Annotated in this window: 13 protein-coding genes; 4 read left to right on the forward strand and 9 right to left on the reverse strand. The window is 58.5% G+C overall.

Going from position 1 to position 17238, the window contains the following annotated elements:
* Positions 1 to 1371, forward strand: a 1371-nt coding sequence (locus NRB16_RS27660) for a thioesterase domain-containing protein (RefSeq protein ID WP_257107442.1), incomplete at its 5' end; no start/stop codon positions are given.
* Between the two features lie 220 nt (positions 1372 to 1591).
* On the opposite strand, the gene NRB16_RS27665 is transcribed toward NRB16_RS27660, so the two are convergent.
* The 7 genes from NRB16_RS27665 to NRB16_RS27695 form a co-directional block, all read right to left on the reverse strand.
* A complete protein-coding gene (locus tag NRB16_RS27665; protein ID WP_257107443.1) occupies positions 1592 to 4009 on the reverse strand; it encodes a TonB-dependent siderophore receptor in 2418 nt (805 codons plus the stop codon).
* Between the two features lie 93 nt (positions 4010 to 4102).
* Positions 4103 to 5752 carry a cyclic peptide export ABC transporter gene (locus NRB16_RS27670; RefSeq protein WP_257107444.1) on the reverse strand — a complete coding sequence of 550 codons (1650 nt, stop codon included), beginning with the start codon at positions 5750 to 5752 and terminating at the stop codon, positions 4103 to 4105.
* A 17-nt stretch (positions 5753 to 5769) separates the two neighbouring features.
* A complete protein-coding gene (locus tag NRB16_RS27675) occupies positions 5770 to 7095 on the reverse strand; it encodes a lysine N(6)-hydroxylase/L-ornithine N(5)-oxygenase family protein (protein WP_257107445.1) in 1326 nt (441 codons plus the stop codon).
* Positions 7092 to 8159: a GNAT family N-acetyltransferase gene (locus NRB16_RS27680; protein WP_257107446.1), complete on the reverse strand. Its 1068-nt coding sequence runs from the start codon at positions 8157 to 8159 to the stop codon at positions 7092 to 7094. Before NRB16_RS27680 ends, NRB16_RS27675 begins: the two co-directional genes overlap by 4 nt.
* Before the next feature lie 156 nt (positions 8160 to 8315).
* Positions 8316 to 9188, reverse strand: coding sequence for a formylglycine-generating enzyme family protein (locus NRB16_RS27685; protein ID WP_257107447.1), 873 nt, complete (start codon positions 9186 to 9188; stop codon positions 8316 to 8318).
* A 50-nt stretch (positions 9189 to 9238) separates the two neighbouring features.
* Positions 9239 to 10525: an aminotransferase class V-fold PLP-dependent enzyme gene (locus NRB16_RS27690; RefSeq protein ID WP_257107448.1), complete on the reverse strand. Its 1287-nt coding sequence runs from the start codon at positions 10523 to 10525 to the stop codon at positions 9239 to 9241.
* Entirely contained in the window at positions 10522 to 11889 is a 1368-nt protein-coding gene (locus NRB16_RS27695; RefSeq protein ID WP_257107449.1) for a dipeptidase, read from the reverse strand. Before NRB16_RS27695 ends, NRB16_RS27690 begins: the two co-directional genes overlap by 4 nt.
* Before the next feature lie 202 nt (positions 11890 to 12091).
* Between NRB16_RS27695 and NRB16_RS27700 the strand changes: the two genes are divergently transcribed.
* Positions 12092 to 13219 (forward strand): cupin-like domain-containing protein, encoded by a 1128-nt coding sequence (locus NRB16_RS27700; protein WP_257107450.1) that lies wholly within the window; start codon positions 12092 to 12094, stop codon positions 13217 to 13219.
* Between the two features lie 37 nt (positions 13220 to 13256).
* Here NRB16_RS27700 and azu read toward each other — a convergent pair whose 3' ends face one another.
* On the reverse strand, positions 13257 to 13706 hold the full coding sequence (gene azu / locus NRB16_RS27705) for an azurin (RefSeq protein ID WP_257107451.1): 450 nt from the start codon (positions 13704 to 13706) through the stop codon (positions 13257 to 13259).
* Between the two features lie 161 nt (positions 13707 to 13867).
* On the opposite strand from azu, the gene NRB16_RS27710 reads away from it, so the two are divergent.
* A complete protein-coding gene (locus tag NRB16_RS27710) occupies positions 13868 to 15484 on the forward strand; it encodes a PvdJ/PvdD/PvdP-like protein (protein WP_257107452.1) in 1617 nt (538 codons plus the stop codon).
* A gap of 41 nt (positions 15485 to 15525) precedes the next feature.
* Here NRB16_RS27710 and NRB16_RS27715 read toward each other — a convergent pair whose 3' ends face one another.
* Positions 15526 to 16527 carry a FecR family protein gene (locus NRB16_RS27715; RefSeq protein WP_257107453.1) on the reverse strand — a complete coding sequence of 334 codons (1002 nt, stop codon included), beginning with the start codon at positions 16525 to 16527 and terminating at the stop codon, positions 15526 to 15528.
* Between the two features lie 146 nt (positions 16528 to 16673).
* Here NRB16_RS27715 and NRB16_RS27720 point away from each other — a divergent pair, with 146 nt between their 5' ends.
* Entirely contained in the window at positions 16674 to 17171 is a 498-nt protein-coding gene (locus tag NRB16_RS27720; RefSeq protein ID WP_045487596.1) for a sigma-70 family RNA polymerase sigma factor, read from the forward strand.
* Positions 17172 to 17238 lie beyond the last annotated feature (67 nt).

Below are 17238 nucleotides of genomic sequence, written 5' to 3' on the forward strand. Positions count from 1 at the left end.
CCAAGTGGCAAGCAACTGGCCGCATATCTGGTGAGTGTAGAACCGACGGTTGAAGGCGAAGCGCAGAACGCTCTGCGTGCCCGTTTGCGTGAGCATCTGAAGACCACGCTACCGGACTATATGGTGCCGGCGCATCTGATATTCCTGGACCGGCTGCCGCTAAGCCCTAACGGCAAGCTGGACCGCAAGGCTCTCCCGGCACCTTCAGACTTCTCGCCGCAGCTTCAGGGTGGTGCGGCAAGAACCCGGCTTGAGCGCCAGCTGGTCTCGATCTGGAAAGAGACTCTGCACCTGGATGATGTCGGTCTGGACGATGACTTCTTTGCCCTTGGTGGCCATTCAATCTTGATGTTGAGTGCAGTGGGACGCATAAAGGACATGCTGGATGAGGGGTTCGCTGTTTATGATTTCTTGATGAACCCCACGGTTCGCAAGCAGGCTGACTTCATACGCTCCAGTATCAAAGGCTTCAGAAAAAGCGTGATTGCGCTTAACAGTTGTCAATCGGCGGGCAGGGCGATTTATTGCCTGCCGCCTGGAGGAGGGTCGATTTTTTCGTATTACTCATTGGCCCATGAACTGGACGCTGTTTGCCCGGTGTACGGACTGCTTAACAAGGCCTTCGTGAGCACCAGCCAGACGCATGAATCCTGGGCGGAGATGGTCGACTATTACCTGGATGAAATTGTCGCTGCCCAGCCTACCGGGCCCTATCGGCTGTTGGGATGGTCTACTGGAGGGGCGTTGGCCATCGATGTCGCGCATGCCTTGGAGCAGAGGGGGCAGCAGATCGAATTTGCCTTGCTGATCGATCCTATGCTCCCTGAGGCACTCTCCAGGCGTCATGTTGTGCAACGGGCCGAGCTCCCTCAGAGCAAAGAGCAGGAGCGTAGTCTGGAGGCGCGCAACGATGAGGCCGTGCAGTTCGTCCGGGCATTTTTCTCCGGGCACACTGAAGAGCAGGTCATGAGCCTGGTCAACGAAGGGCGCAACCAGGGTCTGGAAGATGACTCGCTCGTTGAGTTCCTGATCAAATCGCTGGCCGGTGAAGCGGATTATGCGTTGTACAAGGGCGTTTATGATAACTACGCGCTCATGGCCGAAGTTTCGATTGGCTACAACACCTTTGAAAAAATGAAGGCATTGGGGCGTGAGTTCTCTCTCAAGCCAATTCAGGCGCGCCCTGAGTGCTGGTGGTCATCGGTGAACTTCAAGGATATAGCGGCTCTGGAAAGTGACTTCATACAGGAGTGCGCGAGACAGGGCATTGCTTTCTCTGACCAATTACCTGTAGCTCATGAACGGATGCTTTTCAGCCCTGAACTTCTGGCTTCGCTGGCTGAGCGGGTCCGCAAGCATACGGTTGTCTGAGCCTTGTCGTTGAGTCGCGCATCGTGTTGAAAAGAGCGTAATGGCAGCAGCCCGGCACATGTCACAGGCCGGGCTGTTGTTTAACACATGACGGTCTGACGAGTACCCAGGGAGGCATCAGCATCAGGTTTGCTACTCACTAGCAGTGCCGCCCGTTTTTGACGCGTGGTGGTAAACGCAAAAAGCCGCCCAAGGGCGGCTTTTTGCGTGTGGCTGTCGATCAGTAAGTGTACTTGAGCGACGTCATGAAGTTCCGTGGTGGACCGTAAGTACCCCAGGTGCTGTAGCTGGTCAGGTATTCCTTGTCGAAGATGTTGTTGACGTTGACCGAGACAGACAGATTGCTGTTGACCTGGTAGCGAGCCATGAGATTGGCCAGAGCATAACTGCCTTGGGTGAACCCCAGGTTTTCGACCTTGGAGCTCCAGTCGAGACCGCCACCGATGGTCAGCTTGTTCAGGGCCCCAGGCAGCTTGTAGGTGGAGAAGGTCTTGGCGATGTGCTGTGGTACAAAGGTCATGAGCCGTGCGTCGTTGGCATCGCGGATATCGTTGTAGCTATAGCCTGCGCCGACCTGCCAGCCTTCTGTCAGCTCACCGTTGAACTCCAGTTCAACCCCTTTTGTCTCCGTGCCGCTTTCGGTGTCATAAATGGTGCGGTTGCCCAGCGTATACCAGTAGGCGCGGTTATCCAGCTCTGTTTTGTACAGCGAAAGACTGGCGTTGATCCGCCCTTCGTTGAAGCTGGACTTGATACCCACCTCGTAGCTGATCCCTTCTTCAGGATCGAGCGGGGAGTTATTGATATCCAGGTAGCGGGCCAATTGAGGGTTGAAGATCTTGGTATAGCTTGCATAGACCGACCAGTTGTCGTCGAGTGCATGAACGAGGCCGGCATAAGGCACGAACAGTCCGGTTTTCTTGTTCAAACGCTCACTCTTGACGCCTGAGCTGAAGGTTGTGGAGTCCACGTCCCGTTTCCAGTCGGTCACGCGTCCGCCCAGCAGCAGGTTGGTCGAATCGCTGAGGCTGAAGCGCGCGCTCAGGTAAGCGCTTTGCTGCGTTTCATGAGTGACGGTTTTACCTGTTTCGGTAATTCTGTCAGGTTTTGCGAGTGTATCTGCCAGGTCGAAGTAGTCGGGCACATAGTAGGTGCCGGTCGAGTAAGTGGCGTTATAGGTGGGCGCCTTGGACTGCAAGTCAGACAGTGTAACGCCGCTGATCAATTCATGATCACGGCCGAACAACGAGAAGGTGCCGGTCAGGTAGGTGTCAAAGGTGCTTTGACGGTCGGTAGGCTGATAACGCAGCAGGCTACTGATGTTGCTGCCCGCGCCGGGACGCGCGATGGTGCCCAATACACCATATAGGGAATCGCCTGTATGTTCGGTGTAATTGACCTCAGCCTTGCCACTCCAGTTGGAGTTGAAGTGATGCTCAATCGAGGCGAATACATTGCTCAGTTCGTGGTCGTAGTAGGTCCACGACGGGCCGGCTGTATCTGACTGGCTGAAATCGACACGTTGACCTGTCCCGTAATACAACGGTACCCGGCCTACGGGCGCCTCAGTATCACGGGTGATGTGGCTTGCTCCCAGCGTCAGCAAGGTGCTGTCGTTGAGGTCGATCTCTCCAATACCGTAGAAGGTAAAGCTGTCCTGTTTGTAGTTATCGACCCAGGCGCCTTGGCGTTTGTAATCCAGCACCATGCGACCCCTGACATTGCCGGTTTCGGTCAATGGTCCGGAAATGTCTGCGCCACTGCCATAGCGGCTCCAGTTGCCGGCTTCTGCCGTCAAACTGACTTGAGGCTCATAAGTTGGGCGCTTGCGAACCATATTCACTGTGGCGGCAGGCGATCCAAGGCTGTTCATCAAACCGGTGGCGCCGCGAACGACCTCAACCCGGTCATATATCGCCGTGTTTTGCAGGTAGGTTTGAAGAGAGCTTGATGTTTGTACGCCGTCAATCTGAAAACTATTAACGGTACTTCCTCTTGACGAGATAGTCGCGCTGTCAGCGCCATAGCCGGTTACGTGCAGTACGCTGACCCCAGGCGTGGCTTCCAGAACATCTGTAAGACTCTCCAGCCGCTGGTCTTCCAGGCGCTGGCTGGTCAGTACGGTAATTGACTGTGGCGTGTCCTTGGGAGACAGGTTCAAGCGCGTAGCACTACTGGTTGCATAGGTCGTGTACGAACCTGTTCCTTCAGTAATCGACCCTGGCGCCTTACCCGAAATATTGACCGATGACAACTCCATAGCATTGCCACCCGACGCCGGCGGCAGCAACGTCAGCGTATTTCCCGTGAGCTGATAATGAACCCCTGTACCTTGCAACAGCGTGCTGATCGAACGATCCAGATCATATCGGCCGTTCAGGGCGGTCGAGCGCAGGCTCTGTACATCGCTCGGGTTGTACAGAACCTGAACATTCACCTGTTCAGCAAAAGCCTGCAATGCCTTGTCCAGCGGCTGCGCCGGAATATTCAGGCTCCATTCCTGTGCCTGGACCTGTACCGCCATCCCCATGGACAGCATCAGGCCAAGACCTGTAACAGGCAGGCGGGCACGGAACGCGTTGCGCATCAGCAGTGCTTTGGCCAAGGGTGTCAGTTTGCTCGAAGTGTGTGCGGGCATGATGTTCTCTGTTTATGCAAGTGAGAATTTTTTCTTTTCGCGATAGTAAAACGCTTCCGTTTTGAAAACCGGAAGCGTTTCGGAGGGATTTTTTCAGGCAGGTATGGCTTCGCTTTTGACCCGGCCGGATTCCATCCTGACGAGCTGATCGGCGATGTCGAAGTAGCGGTCATCATGGCTGATGACGATGATGGTCTTGCCCAGACGTTTCAGGTCGGGCAGCAGCTCGGTATAGAAAATACGCCGGAAGGTCGGGTCTTGGTCGGCGGCCCATTCGTCGAACACCAATACGGGGCGGCCTTCGAGCCAGGCGCTGAGCAGGGCCAGGCGCTTGCGTTGCCCGGTGGACAGGTCGGTGGTGCTGAAAGCCCCGTCGCGGATGCTGACCTTGTGCGCGATTTCCAGGCGCTGCAGATAACGTTCGGCTTCCTTGGGTACGTCGCCACCGCCCTGAACCAGTTCGTCGAACAGGTAGTAGTCAGCAAACACTGTGGTGAACAGCTGGCGGTAATCGTCCCGGGTCTGAGCGATGACCGGCTGGCCATCCAGCAGGATTTCGCCTTTGTGTGGCGGGTAGAGGCCTAGCAGGAGTTTGATCAGGGTGGTCTTGCCGCAGCCGTTCTCGCCAACGATGAACACAATCTCGCCTTGCTCAATGTGCAGGTTGACCGGGCCCAGCCTGAACGGCTCGTTGCCCTCGACTGCCGGGAAGGCATATTGCACATCGCGCAGTTCCAGGCTCTGGATAGTCCGTGGCTTGCTCTGCTTGTCTTGTAGCAACAGATGCGGTTCCGGTGATGAGAATTGTTCGGACAGCTCAGCGATGCGGCGGAACGCGATCTGTGCCCGGCTGATGATCGGCAAGGTCCCGATCAGGTGTTCCAGTGGGCCTTTCATGTACAGCAGCACCAGCACGAAGCCGCTCATCACGCTCTTGTCAGCGTTGGGCCAATAAGCCTGGAAAGCCAAGGCCAGACCGATGACCACGAAGAACAGCATCGAGCCGAACGTTTTTGCGACTACAAAAATGTTGATGGCGCGGATTTGCAGGTCACGAATCTGGTCGGTGGTGCCCTGGATCCGTTGATCGAACATCCGCTGCCGGCGCGGGCGGTGGATGCGCAGTTCTTTAGCGCCTTGTGCTACGGCGCTGTAGTACTTTTGCAGCTCGTCTTCAGTCTCCCGGGCAGCCAGAAAGCTTTTGATGCCATGGCTGCGAGCGATGAATTGCACAGTCGTACCGATGGCGATGGCCACCACCATCAGCAAGAACATCTGCCATGACAACATGGCCAGGTAACCCAGGCAGCCGAGCGTCACAGTCATCGAGATGGCCAGCGGGGCAAAGGCGAAGGCGAAGTCGCTGATGGTGCTCACGTCATGGGTCAGGACCGGGATCAGCCGATGGGTGCGGTAGCGCTCAATCTGCTCGATGGGCGCAGACATGACTTTTTCGCCCAGTTCTTTGCGCAGCCTGGCAACAATATTCTGGCCGACATAGTTGGAGCCGATATCGGACACGATCGAACTGAGCAACGCCAGCAGGCACAGGCCCGCAAAGCCCAGCACGATGCCTTGAGTCATGCCGCTGTCTGAGTGCAAGACGCCGTTGATGGTGGCAAGCAGCGTGGTGATACTCAGGCCGCCGGCCATGCCCAACACTACAGATAACGTCACGATCGGCCAGAAGGGTCTGAGCAGGCTCAGAAGGTCGCGGATGGCGCCGCGGTTCGGCTGGGACATACACAATTCCTGCTGGGTCAGGCGCTGATCAGCGTGGCGGCCTGAGTGTCGTTGATCGGGTGGCTGATCTTCAGTGATCGGTACAGGGCCTTGCCGATTTCTTCGCTGCGCATCGGCAGTACGGAAAGCAGCGTGTCACTCAGGCCATGTGAGGCTTCGCAGAAGCCTTGCAGAAACACTGGGGCGTGCAGCGCAGGAGAGGCCAGCGCGCGGTAGTCGCGGTCCACTTCGAAACCTTTCAGGTGATCTTCCAGTGGCGCCAGCAGTGAGCGGTGGGTTCGGCGCTCATAGCCGGTGGCCAGAATGACAGCGTCGTAGCGATGGGTGCGCTGCTGGTGGGTGGCGAGGTCACGCAGGGTCAGTTCGATGCCTTGCTCGCTGGAATGCACCGCTTCAACCTGCTGGCGGCACAGCACGGCGTGACGGTATTGATGGGCGACTTTCTGGCGATAAAGGATGCCGTAGATGCGCTCGATCAGTTCCTGGTCGACCACCGAGTAGTTGGTGTTGTGGTACTCGTTGATCAGCTTCTGACGATCTTGTGGCGGCTGCTGGAACACCAGATCGGTGTATTGCGGCGCGAAAATTTCGTTGACGAACGGGGTGTCGTCGGCAGGCTTGAGGGCGGTGCCGCGCAGGATCATTTCCACCTTCACTGACGGGAAGCTGTCGTTCAAGTCGATGAAGGCTTCGGCAGCGCTTTGCCCCGAACCGATGATCGCGATACGCATCGGTTTGCCTTCGCTGCACGGCAGGTTTTTTACGCTGCTCAGGTAGGTGGAGTGGTGGAATACGCGTGGGTCGTTCTTGAAGGGCTCGAACGCGGTCGGGATTTTTGGCGAACCACCGGTGCTGATCACCACCGAGCGAGTGCGACGGACCTGCTCCTGGCCGTTGGCATTACGCGAGATCAGCTTGAGATGATGAATTGCACCATTATCGAGTTCGGGCTCGATGCGTGTGACTTCTTCACCATAGACGGCCTGCTCGGCAAACTGCTCGGCGACCCAGCCCAGGTAGTCGTTAAACTCCAGACGGCAAGGGTAGAAGGTGCCCAGGTTGACGAAGTCGATCAGCCGATCCTGCTTCTTGAGGTAGTTGACGAAGCTGTAAGGGCTGGTGGGGTTACGCAGTGACACCAGGTCTTTGAGGAAGGAAATCTGCAGCTCGCTTTGCGAGGACAACGTATCGCCGTGCCAGCGGTAGTTGGCCTGCTTGTCGAGGAACAGGGCATTGAGCGCCTTGCCGTTGTGTTGCGCGAGTTCTTCCAGGGCAATGGCCAGGGCCAGGTTGGAGGGGCCGAAGCCGACGCCGATGACGTCATGAATGGTGGCGGTGCTCATACCGTAATTCCTTCCTTCGATGGTTTGACGCTGTCCAGGGGTTGGTACAGCCGCTCGGAAAAGAAGCGCTCACGAGTCAACATCACCAGCAGTGCGCGCTTGTGGGGAAAATCGAAATGCTTGACCTTGGCAAAGCCGCTGCGGTCGAAGTTGGCGATTTGTCGCAGGTTGTCGTGGCGTGGCTCGCAGACCAGACGCTGGGTGCGCGGGTCGTCGAGGAACAGGTAATGGCAGATCGAGGAAAACCAGGCGGTGTAGAACGCCTTGCCGCGAAACGCTTCTTCACCGACCAGCAGGTGCAGGCCGCGATCGTAATCAGCGGCGTCATAGAACGGCGCAATACGGTCTTCCTTGGCCCAGTAGACCTCGAAGTAGCCAAACGGCTGACCGTCGAAGCGGCCGATCAAGGGCAGGGTGTGCGGGTCGTTCAGTTGTTTTTGCAGATAGGCGTGGTGCTGTTCCAGGCTGCCTTCTTCTTCCCAGAAGTGCGCGACACGCGGGCTGTTCATCCAGCGGTTGAAAGCGTGCAGGTCGCGGTCCGGGTCTGCTTGCTGAAAGGTCAGCGTCTGACCCACCCAAGGGATATAGCGGCTATACAGCACCTCTGTTGAGGGCGTGGGGCGTAGCGGATGGCGTTTGCCGTCGCTGATGACCAATTGTTGTGGTGGCGCGCCGAATGAGGCTTTGTTGAGCCATACCTGTGGGTGCTGCCAGAACGCTTCGGCGTAACACGTGATGTGCTCGGGACCGGTGGTTCTCAATACGCCATCGGCAATCAGAGAGTCGGTCGCGGTGGAGGTCGTGCCTGTCAGCGTGATGCTTTTTAGCGACGGGTGAGTCGTGAAAACTGCTTCCAGCGCCGCCAGCAATGTCTGCTGTTCAAGACCGTGCTCCAGATAGCGCAGCTTGCCCTCCAATTGATCGGAACAAGCGAGATGCAGTGCAATCTCCAGATGCGTGATGTTGTCGAGCAGCACCACGAGTGTGTCTTCGCTGCAATGAACCCGCAGTTGCCGGTCGGGATAAAGATGGCTGAGGACCGCTAGGTCGGCATGAGTATTCATTCGGGCGTTCCGCGCTTCAAAGGCTATAGCTGTGAAACGAAGAAGTGGGGGCGGGATTTAGAACGACTGGCTCAGGAGCACGTTCAGAATCGGGTTATGGCGTCAGGCAAAAAAATGCCCGCTCAGGAGCGGGCATGTCGGCGGGCTTACGGTACTTCAGAGTTCTCTGGCTACCCTGAAACCGAGGAAGTCGCCACGTGTGGTTTTCAGCCGGTCGTTGCGGTTGGCCGAGCGAGAGAAAATGGGTGGCTCGCCCCAGTCGTTACCGCGCATGTGGGCACGCTCGCAATTCGGATTATCAATCCATGCGCTACCATCCGTGGGGGCTCCGACATAGTCCTTGTGCCAGCAATCGGCGACCCATTCATACACATTACCGTGCATGTCATAGACCCCGAAGGCATTGGGCGGGTAGCTACCTGCCGGTGAACTGTAGGCGTAGCCGTCTTTGGGGCCGTAAGTATTGGCGTGCTTGCTGATCTGGTATTCGCCCTCCTCATCGAATGAGAAGGGGAACGGGCCGGTCGAGCCTGCTCGCGCGGCGTACTCGCGCTCTGCCTCGCTGATCATTCGGTAGGGCTTGCCGGTCTGTTTGGCCAGCCAGTCGGCGTAAGCCTGTACTTCGTGGTAGTCGATACAGACCGCTGGTTGCCTCGGGCCTTGCTTATAAGTGGGCTTGCTCGCCTCGCACCAACGACCAGGGCGTTTGTCGCCGCTTTTGATCACTGCACCGCTCGCCTTGATATAGGCATCCAGCTCGCCGGCGGTGACCTGAAAACGGCTGATTGCAAACGGTTTGGCGAAGGTCACGGTGTGTTGTGGACCTTCATCGGGTTGCCGACCCAGCTCATCGTCCGGTGCGCCCATAACATAACTGCCGGCAGGCAAAACCACCATCTCAGGGCAGTCCTTGCAATCCTTGAAGACGGTGCCGGGTTTCTTGGTGTCATCAGCCTGGGCGAACGCAGACGGCAGGCTGAACGAAAGCGCAAGCAGTGAGGCGAAGATGTACGAATGTTGCTTGTTCATAGGGCTCCTCTGAACCGGACGGGGGGCTGTGCTTTGGCGAGACAGTTTGTTCACACTTTTTTCGCCAGCAGTTGTATGGCTCTGTCCACTTCTGCTTCGGTATTGAGCAGGCCGGGCGCCATGCGCACTACAGGACCGGCATCTCGACTGACGGAGTCCACCATGATCCGGTTCTGATTCAGGTAAGCGGCGAGTTGCTCGTCGTCCTGGCCCGTGATGCGGAAGAAGGTAAAGCCCGCCGACAGGGCGCTGCTCGTTGGGGTAACCAGCTCGACACCCTTGAGGGTTTTCAATTGTTGCTTGAGGTAGTCGTTGAGCTCATGAATCCGGCTTTGCACGGCGGCTTTGCCCAATTGCAGGTGCAGCTCGAAAGCTTTGCTGGCGGCCCAGCGATACTCAAACGAGTGGTAGCCGCCAGGCGTGAAGGTGGTACCGAAGTTTTTCGCCTCGGAAAAGGTTGCACTAAAGGGGATCAGGTCGTTGCTGTTCTCCGATGCTGCGCAAATGATGCCGGTGCCGCGCGGGCCGAACATCCACTTGTGGGTGCCGGAAATGAAGTAGTCGCAGTTCATCTCCGGGAAGCTGAGATTTTCAACACCAAAACCATGCACGCCGTCGACGCAGTAGATGATCCGTTCATCGTCGGCACGATCCTTGTTCTTCTCCCTGACCAGTTCGCCGATTTTGCCAATGGGCAATTTTACGCCGCTGCCGGAATGCACCCAGGTCATGCCCAGCACGCGGGTCTCGGGCCGGATGCTGCGCGAGATGGTATCGAGGATCTGATCTTCCGAAGCCTCATGAGGCGTCTGGAACAGGCTGATCTTGCGTACCACGGCACCCTCGCGCTGGGTACGATATTGCAGTGCATAGCGAGTCGAGTAATGCTCATGCACCGTGGTGAGGATTTCCTGCCCTGGTTTGAGCCTGACGCCGCTGTAAACGATGCTCAGGCCCTCGGTGGTGCTGCCCGTCAAGGCGATCTGCCCGGGTAAAACATTGAGGTAGCGTGCCGCCTGGGTACGTACTTCATGCTCGTGCTGCCAGACTTCCTGGCGGTCGTAATCCATTGCCAGCGCCGGGTTACGGTCCAAACGTGCCCGATGGGCGTCGATCGCTGCGCGTATTGGTTCGCAATGGGCGGTCACCAGAAAGTTGGCGAAGTGTGCGTAGTTGAAATCCAGAGGAAACAACTGGCGAAACTTTTCCCAGTCATTGACCGGTACGGCAGTGGGCACGCTATTGGTACTGGCTTGTAAGGAGGATGTACCCAGGCTCAGTCCTGCACCGATAAGCCCGGTGGCCTTGATGAATTCTCGTCGGCTGGTGGTGATCATGGCTGTTTCGCCGAGGTTTGAGGGTGGCCAGGCGCTGCAAGCTTTTGCACTTGCTCCCAGGCCCGCAGGAAGTTGCCGCCCCACAGCTTGGCAATGTCCTCTTCGGAGTAGCCGCGGGCGATCAGCTCGGCGGTGACATTGCGGTTGTCGCCGACATTTTCCCAGCCAATGAGCCCACCACCATCGTTGAAGTCGGAACTGATACCGACATGATCGATGCCGATCTTTTTCACGGCATAGTCGATGGCGTCGCCGAACTCCTTGAGCGAAGCACGAGGATCTTCGTCGAGGATGGCGTAGAGCGCACCGGCGTACTCACCAAACTTCTTCTCCGGCCAGATCGAGAACACCGGGTCGGCGGGCATGCTGGCCTGGGACAGGTTCTGCACCTTGGGCAGGCCGAAGCCGGCGCGCATGGTGTTGACCTTTTCCAAGGTCTCGTCGGAGAAGGCTTTCACGTTGGACGAAAAGCCCGGAATCTGCACTACGCCGCCGGTATCACGGATCAGGCGCAGTTCCTTGTCACTGAGGTTGCGCTGCAGGTCTACCAGCCCCTTGACGCTGGAGTGCGAAGCGATCACCGGGGCGCGGCTTAGTTGTGTGACTTGCTCAACGGCCAGGCTGGACATTTGTGACACGTCGATCACTACACCCAGATCGTTGAGGCGGCGCACGGCCTGCCGGCCCAGTTCGGATAGACCTCCATGTTCATCTGGCGAATCACCGAAAAACGGCATAGGTCGTGAAGAGTCGGCCCAGGCATTGTTGGCGACGTAGCTGAAGCCGAAGATGCGCATGCCCCGTGCGGCCCAGTCGTCCAGGCGGGATACATCAGTGCCCAGCGGATAGGCATTGAGCATGCTGATCACGATGGCGAACTTGCCTTCGTGAGCCAGGCGTCTGAAGTCGGCAGGGGTGTAGGCGATACCGGCCTGATTCGGGAAGTCCTTGGCGATACCGGTGATGATCCGATAGCGGGTTTCTTGTTCGTGACGTGCCGCTTCCTCGAAGCCCGGTGTCGGGCGGTGCGGGCCATTGGCGCCGTTCCAGAACTCCGGCCAGGCCCAGATCGTCAGGGCAGCACCACTGAGGCGGCCGCGGGAGGCCTTGACCAGATCGAATTGAGTCCGGCCATCAATGTTGGCTTCATTGCCGGAGGTGCCGAAACGCGGCTGAATATCGATGTGGCTGTCGAACGACAGAATGCGCTCTTGCATTTCTGTGGCGCGGCGCATGACGTCCGAGGGGTACGGTTGCAGGCGGCCTATAAAAAACCACCAGGCCAGGGCGGCGACGGCTGCCAGTGCGGCCAATGTCACGATGCTCAAGATTAGCCATTTCCTGGCTGCGCGACTCATGCTCATTAAACTCCCGGGCTCTGTCCACGTGTACCGGCTGGCTGCCGGTGGTTGCGAGGAATAACGAGTCAGGCATTGGGGAATTTAATGCCGGGGTGTTTCGGATAATTTCACCGGCAGGCTACTCGTTTAAAGGGCATGTCGTGTGCCGCTCTGTAAAACGGTGATGTGGGCGGGCACTTTATCTACCTCTCAGGAGAGATGATGTATGGATGTGCTCGCGGTATTGACCCGGCTGTTTTCTGGTGCGCAGGCGGTGGGCGTGCAGGGGGTGTTCCAGTTCGATTTTGGCCAGGGCAATGCGGTGTGGGCGGCGGTAAAGGACGGGCTTGATGTCCAGCCGGGGCGGCATGTGGCTGCTGATGTAACCATCGCGGTGGGGGCGCAGGAGTTTGCCGGTATTCTGCAAGGCACGCAGGATGTCGAAGAACTGTTCGCCAGCGGCCGCTTGAAGATCGACGGGCAGATGGGTTTGGCCACTCTGTTGCCGCAGATGATCAATGCTGCGCGGCGTGGTACACCGGTCGAGAAACCTGCTGTCAAAATGAATCAGCGTTACCCGGCGCGTGAGCGCGTCAGTGACCGACTTTCGGCCGAACAGCCGGTGCTGCGGGAGATCGAGCGGCGGCCTTTCGCTGGTCTGTCGGTGGCAGACTTTCGCCGTGACTACCTGCCGTTCGGCACGCCGGTGATTCTCACTGATGCCCTGCGCGACTGGCCGTTCTTCAAGATGAGCCGCGAAGAATCCATCGTGCATTTCGCCGAGTTGAAGGGCATTACCCGGCACGGTGATTACGCGGAGAAAACCTTCTCGACGGACCGCGATTTCCGTTCCACGTCCATTGCCGAATTCATCGCCTCGCTGGAGCGGCCGCTGGCACCGGGAGAAAAGCCGCCCTACATGGGCAATAACGTGGTGCCGCCGCAGTTGCTGGAGCTGATTCGCTTTCCGGAGTATTTCGACCGCTCGCTTTATATCAAACCGCGTATCTGGATCGGCCCCAAGGGCACGTTGACGCCGCTGCACCGGGATGACTCGGACAACATGTTCGCGCAGGTCTGGGGGCAGAAGTCGTTCATTCTGGCGGCGCCGCATTATCGGGAGGCGCTGGGCACCTGGTCGACCTCCGAGGGCGGTGGCCTGGAGGGCTGTGAGGTGAATCCCAATCAACCGGACTTTGACAAATATCCGGCTGCGCGGGAGGTGATTTTTCACCGCATCGTGCTGGAGGCCGGCGATCTGTTGTTCCTGCCGGAGGGCTGGTTCCATCAGGTCGAATCGGTGTCGACCTCTTTGTCGGTCAACTTCTGGGTCAATTCGGGCCGGGGCTGGTAATGCCTTGAAGAGGCCGCCATCGCTGGCGGCCCCCGTTTCACACGCCGATCTTGAAGCGGCCTTTCATCAGCACCGAGTGGGCCGGGAATGAGCAGAAGAACTGGTAGTCGCCATCAGCCTTCAGTTTGCTGGTGTCGATGGTCACGCTGTCTTCTTCGCCGCCGCTGAGCATTTTTGTGTGGGCAATAATCCGGGCGTCATCGGGTTTCAGGTAGTCATGCGCGACGCCAGCTGCGGCGCCGTCGTTGACGATGGCTTGCATGTTGCTGGTTTCGCTCAGTACCCAGTTATGCCCCATCACTTCCTTGGGCAGGTTGCCAGGGTGTTTCAGCACGACCTTGAAGCTCTTGCAACTGGCAGGCACCACGATTTCGTTTTTGTCGAACGTCATCTGGTCGGTGCCATGGATCTCGGTCGAGCAGTCATCGGCGGCCCAGGCAAAGCCGGGCAAGGCGAGGGTAAGGGTCAGCAGTAAAGCGCGATGCATGGGGAACTCCGGTGGGACTGAATTGAAAAGGTCCAGCCGAATGAACGAGCAGCGCCCTGTGCTTTTTAGTGCGTGGGCACCTGACGGATAAATTCCGCCGCGATCCATTCGTTCTTGGGGCAGGCGCTTTGAGCGCAAGGCGGACAAGCGGATGGGGTTAGATGAAGTTTTCTCGGCGAGGATTACTGGCGGGCGCAGCGGCAGTGGCGGCGACGGCAGGCGGGATTGGCTTACCGATCATGGGCTATCAGCGCTATCAGGCCGCCGAAGAGGCGGCGCTGGTCGAAGAACCCACCATCGTCCCGCCGACACTGGGGCAGAGCCTGCTGGCCGGGCGTCTGGTCGGTATCTGGGATTTCCGCTTGCTGGAAGGGCAGCAGGATTTTGCCGAACTGGCCAGTGAAGGCCTGGAGTTGCTGCTGGACGTCGGGCCGTCCGGCAAGGCGCTGCGCGGCCATCTGGGGCGTCGGCCGTTTATCTCGGGAGGCTTCGAGCTGTTCGGCGAGCTGAAGGTCGATAAAGAGCCAAACCTGCGCTGGAAGCTGGTTGGTCCGCAAGGCCGTGCTTATGAGTGTACGGCGATCTTTGATGAGGTCTGGGGCGTCTGGAGCACCGGCGGTGGCGAGGCGACGCTCAGCGGCCAGTTGCAGTTGCGTGGTGCCCAGGCCGGGCTTTCTGCCGTTCAGGCTCGTTTCGTCGCTACCCGGCGGCCGTTTATCCAGGCCCGCGAGCGTCTGCCTTATACCGCCGAACTGCATGCCTGGTTGATCTCGCCGGGGCATCGTCTCTATCACCAGCTCTGGCACGCCACCCGTGACCGCTGGCATCGGCTGGACAGTGATCGTCATCAGTCGCTGCGGGCGCTGGGCTGGCAGCCGGGGCCGCTGGGCCAGGAGCGTGATGCGCGCGGCAAGCAGCGGCACAACAATGGCTCGGGCGAAGATTTCCTGTACATGCACCGTGGCATGTTGCGCCATGCCCGCAGCATGCAGGATCTGAAATCCTGGCAACGCTTTCCGCCGCCACGGCCTTTCATCGGTCATGGTATCGAGCCGTTTGTGAAGTACCTGGAAAACCACGATGGCTACTCGGTGCCGCCGGCCTGGGAGTCGCAGGGTGATGATGCGTTCAATCAGTGGCTGCGTGACGTAAAGAGCAGTGAGGGTTATTACGGCAACTTCCAGGTCTGGGAAGCGCAGTTTCAGGACCCGCAATACCTCAGCACCTTATGCCTGGGTGAGCTGGGCAGCCGCATCGAGCTGGGGCTGCATGACTGGTTGCACATGTGCTGGGCGGCGGTGGGGCGTGATCCGAACAGCGGCTATCCGATGATCTATGACCGGCCGGCGGACGACTTTTCCGAGCGCTGGTTTCGCGCCGAGAACGACTATCTGGCCGATGCTTTTTCCTCGCACGTCAACCCGGTGTTCTGGGCGTTTCATGGCTGGATCGACGACCGGATTGAAGACTGGTTTTACGCCCATGAGCAGTTCCACCCGGGCGAAGTGCGGCGTGCCGATATTGGGGGCGTGCCGTGGTTTGCCAAGGGGCGCTGGGTGGAAATTGATGCACCGTGGCTGGGGCCGGCCGAGGCCGGTTGTGGCGCCTGGGGGCGCAGCAATGGTGGCGGCGGGAGCGAAAGCGAGCTGGACATCGAGACCATGAAGCTGGCGTTGCATGTGATTCGCGCCAGCGAGAAGGAGATGGAGCGGTTGTCCGGGCGCATTCCACGGCGCCCCTGGTACGGGCAGTACCTGCCGCCGGGTCCCAAGCTGTAGGAGCGGATTAATCCGCGAAAGTAGCTACCCCAATCAGCGGCCTACCTGCGCTTGATTACCGTCTCGCCCTCGGCATTGCGGCTCAACGTCACCGGCAACACCCTTGGCAGGGCCTGTACCAGGCCGTTGATATCGCGGGTGTTATAGATGCCGCCAATGCGCAACTGGGCGGTGGCCGGATCGGCGATGCGCACCGGGGTCTCCAGGTAGCGGTTGATCTGCGGCAGTGCGTCGGCCAGCGACAGGTTGTCCAGCACCAGTTTGCCGTTGCGCCAGGCCAGCGCGTTGTCCAGCGACGCGGCGGACACTTGCGGATCGACGCTTTGCGGGTTGTAGCGGGCCTGCATGCCGGGTGACAGGTAGGCGATGCGATCGGGCGTGCTCTTGTCGCTCAGCACCCTGACCGAGCCTTCGCTCAGGGTCACCACCACTGAATCCTGATAAGTCCAGACGTTGAACTGAGTGCCGGTGACTTGCACCTGGCCGCTGCCGGCATTGACCACGAAGGGGTGCGCCGAGTCATGGCGAACCTTGAAGAAGGCTTCGCCCCGGCTCAGGGTCACGCTGCGCTGGTCTTTGTAATTGCTGTACGACAGCTTCGTGCCGGTGTTCATTTGTACCTGCGAGCCATCGGCCAGAGTGATGTCCTGGATCGCGTTGTCGCTGGCGTAACGATGGTAGCTGTTCGGAACCCAGCCCTGGTTCCAGCCGAGCAGAGCGGCCATCGGCAGCGCAAAGGCCAATGCGGCCGCGGTCGCCCAATGACGCTTGGCAGAGCCTTGAGGCTTGGTCTTTACCGGCAGGGGAATGACCTGTGCCTGCGGCGGCGCTACCTCTGTGACAGCAGGCAGAAACTCGCTGATGTCCCAGATCTCCTGCATCGCCTCGAACTCGTGCTGATGCGCCGGGCTGCTGCTCAGCCACTGCTCAAACTGTGCGCGCTCCTGGACCGAGAAATCTGGCTCGTTAAACCGCATGCACCAGTGCGCCGCCTCATCGCTGATACGTTCGTCTGGCACAGAAGAGGGGGGCTGACTGGACATGACGGCTACCGGTTGGGCTGAAGTTTTCTTGTAACAGGCTGCATGAAGTTCTTTGTATGCAGATGAGAATTATATACAGTTAGGCGTTGTTTAACACGGCGAACAGGTGTCAATAATCCGATGGCGGATATTTTGGCGGAGTGAACATGGAACAGTACTATCAAGGTCTGGTTGGATATCTGACTGCACGCTTGCGCGATCGCAATATGGCGGCCGATGTAGCGCATGACGCCTACTTGAAAGTATTGGAAAGCCCACGCCTCAATGGACTTGAATACCCTAAGGCATTTCTTTACCGCACTGCAATAAACCTGTGCGTCGATGCCTTCCGTCGCAACGTGGTACGCCACAGCGAGCCCTTGAGCGACCTGATCGCCGAAGAGTGTCCGCGCCGGCAAAGCCCGCAGGCTTCGTTATATGAGCTGCAGCGTGCGGAAATGGTCATGGTGGCGCTCGATGAATTGTCTGATAAATGCAGAGAAGCATTTTTGCTGCGCAAGCTTGAAGGGTTGTGCCACGAGCAGATTGCCGCCGCGATGGGTATATCCAAAGCCAGTGTCGAAAAACACATTGTTAATGCCATGAAGCACTGCCGGGTGCGGGTGTTTGAAATGGAACAGCACTCAGCACGCGCCAAGCGTTAAATTTATTTGCAGTTCATCCGTCTTCCCTGCATCCACACGCCGTGCGCCCGTTCGGTGTAGCTGATTG

Origin of the sequence: Pseudomonas sp. LJDD11 (assembly GCF_024584215.1) — a bacterium.
Taxonomy (GTDB): domain Bacteria; phylum Pseudomonadota; class Gammaproteobacteria; order Pseudomonadales; family Pseudomonadaceae; genus Aquipseudomonas.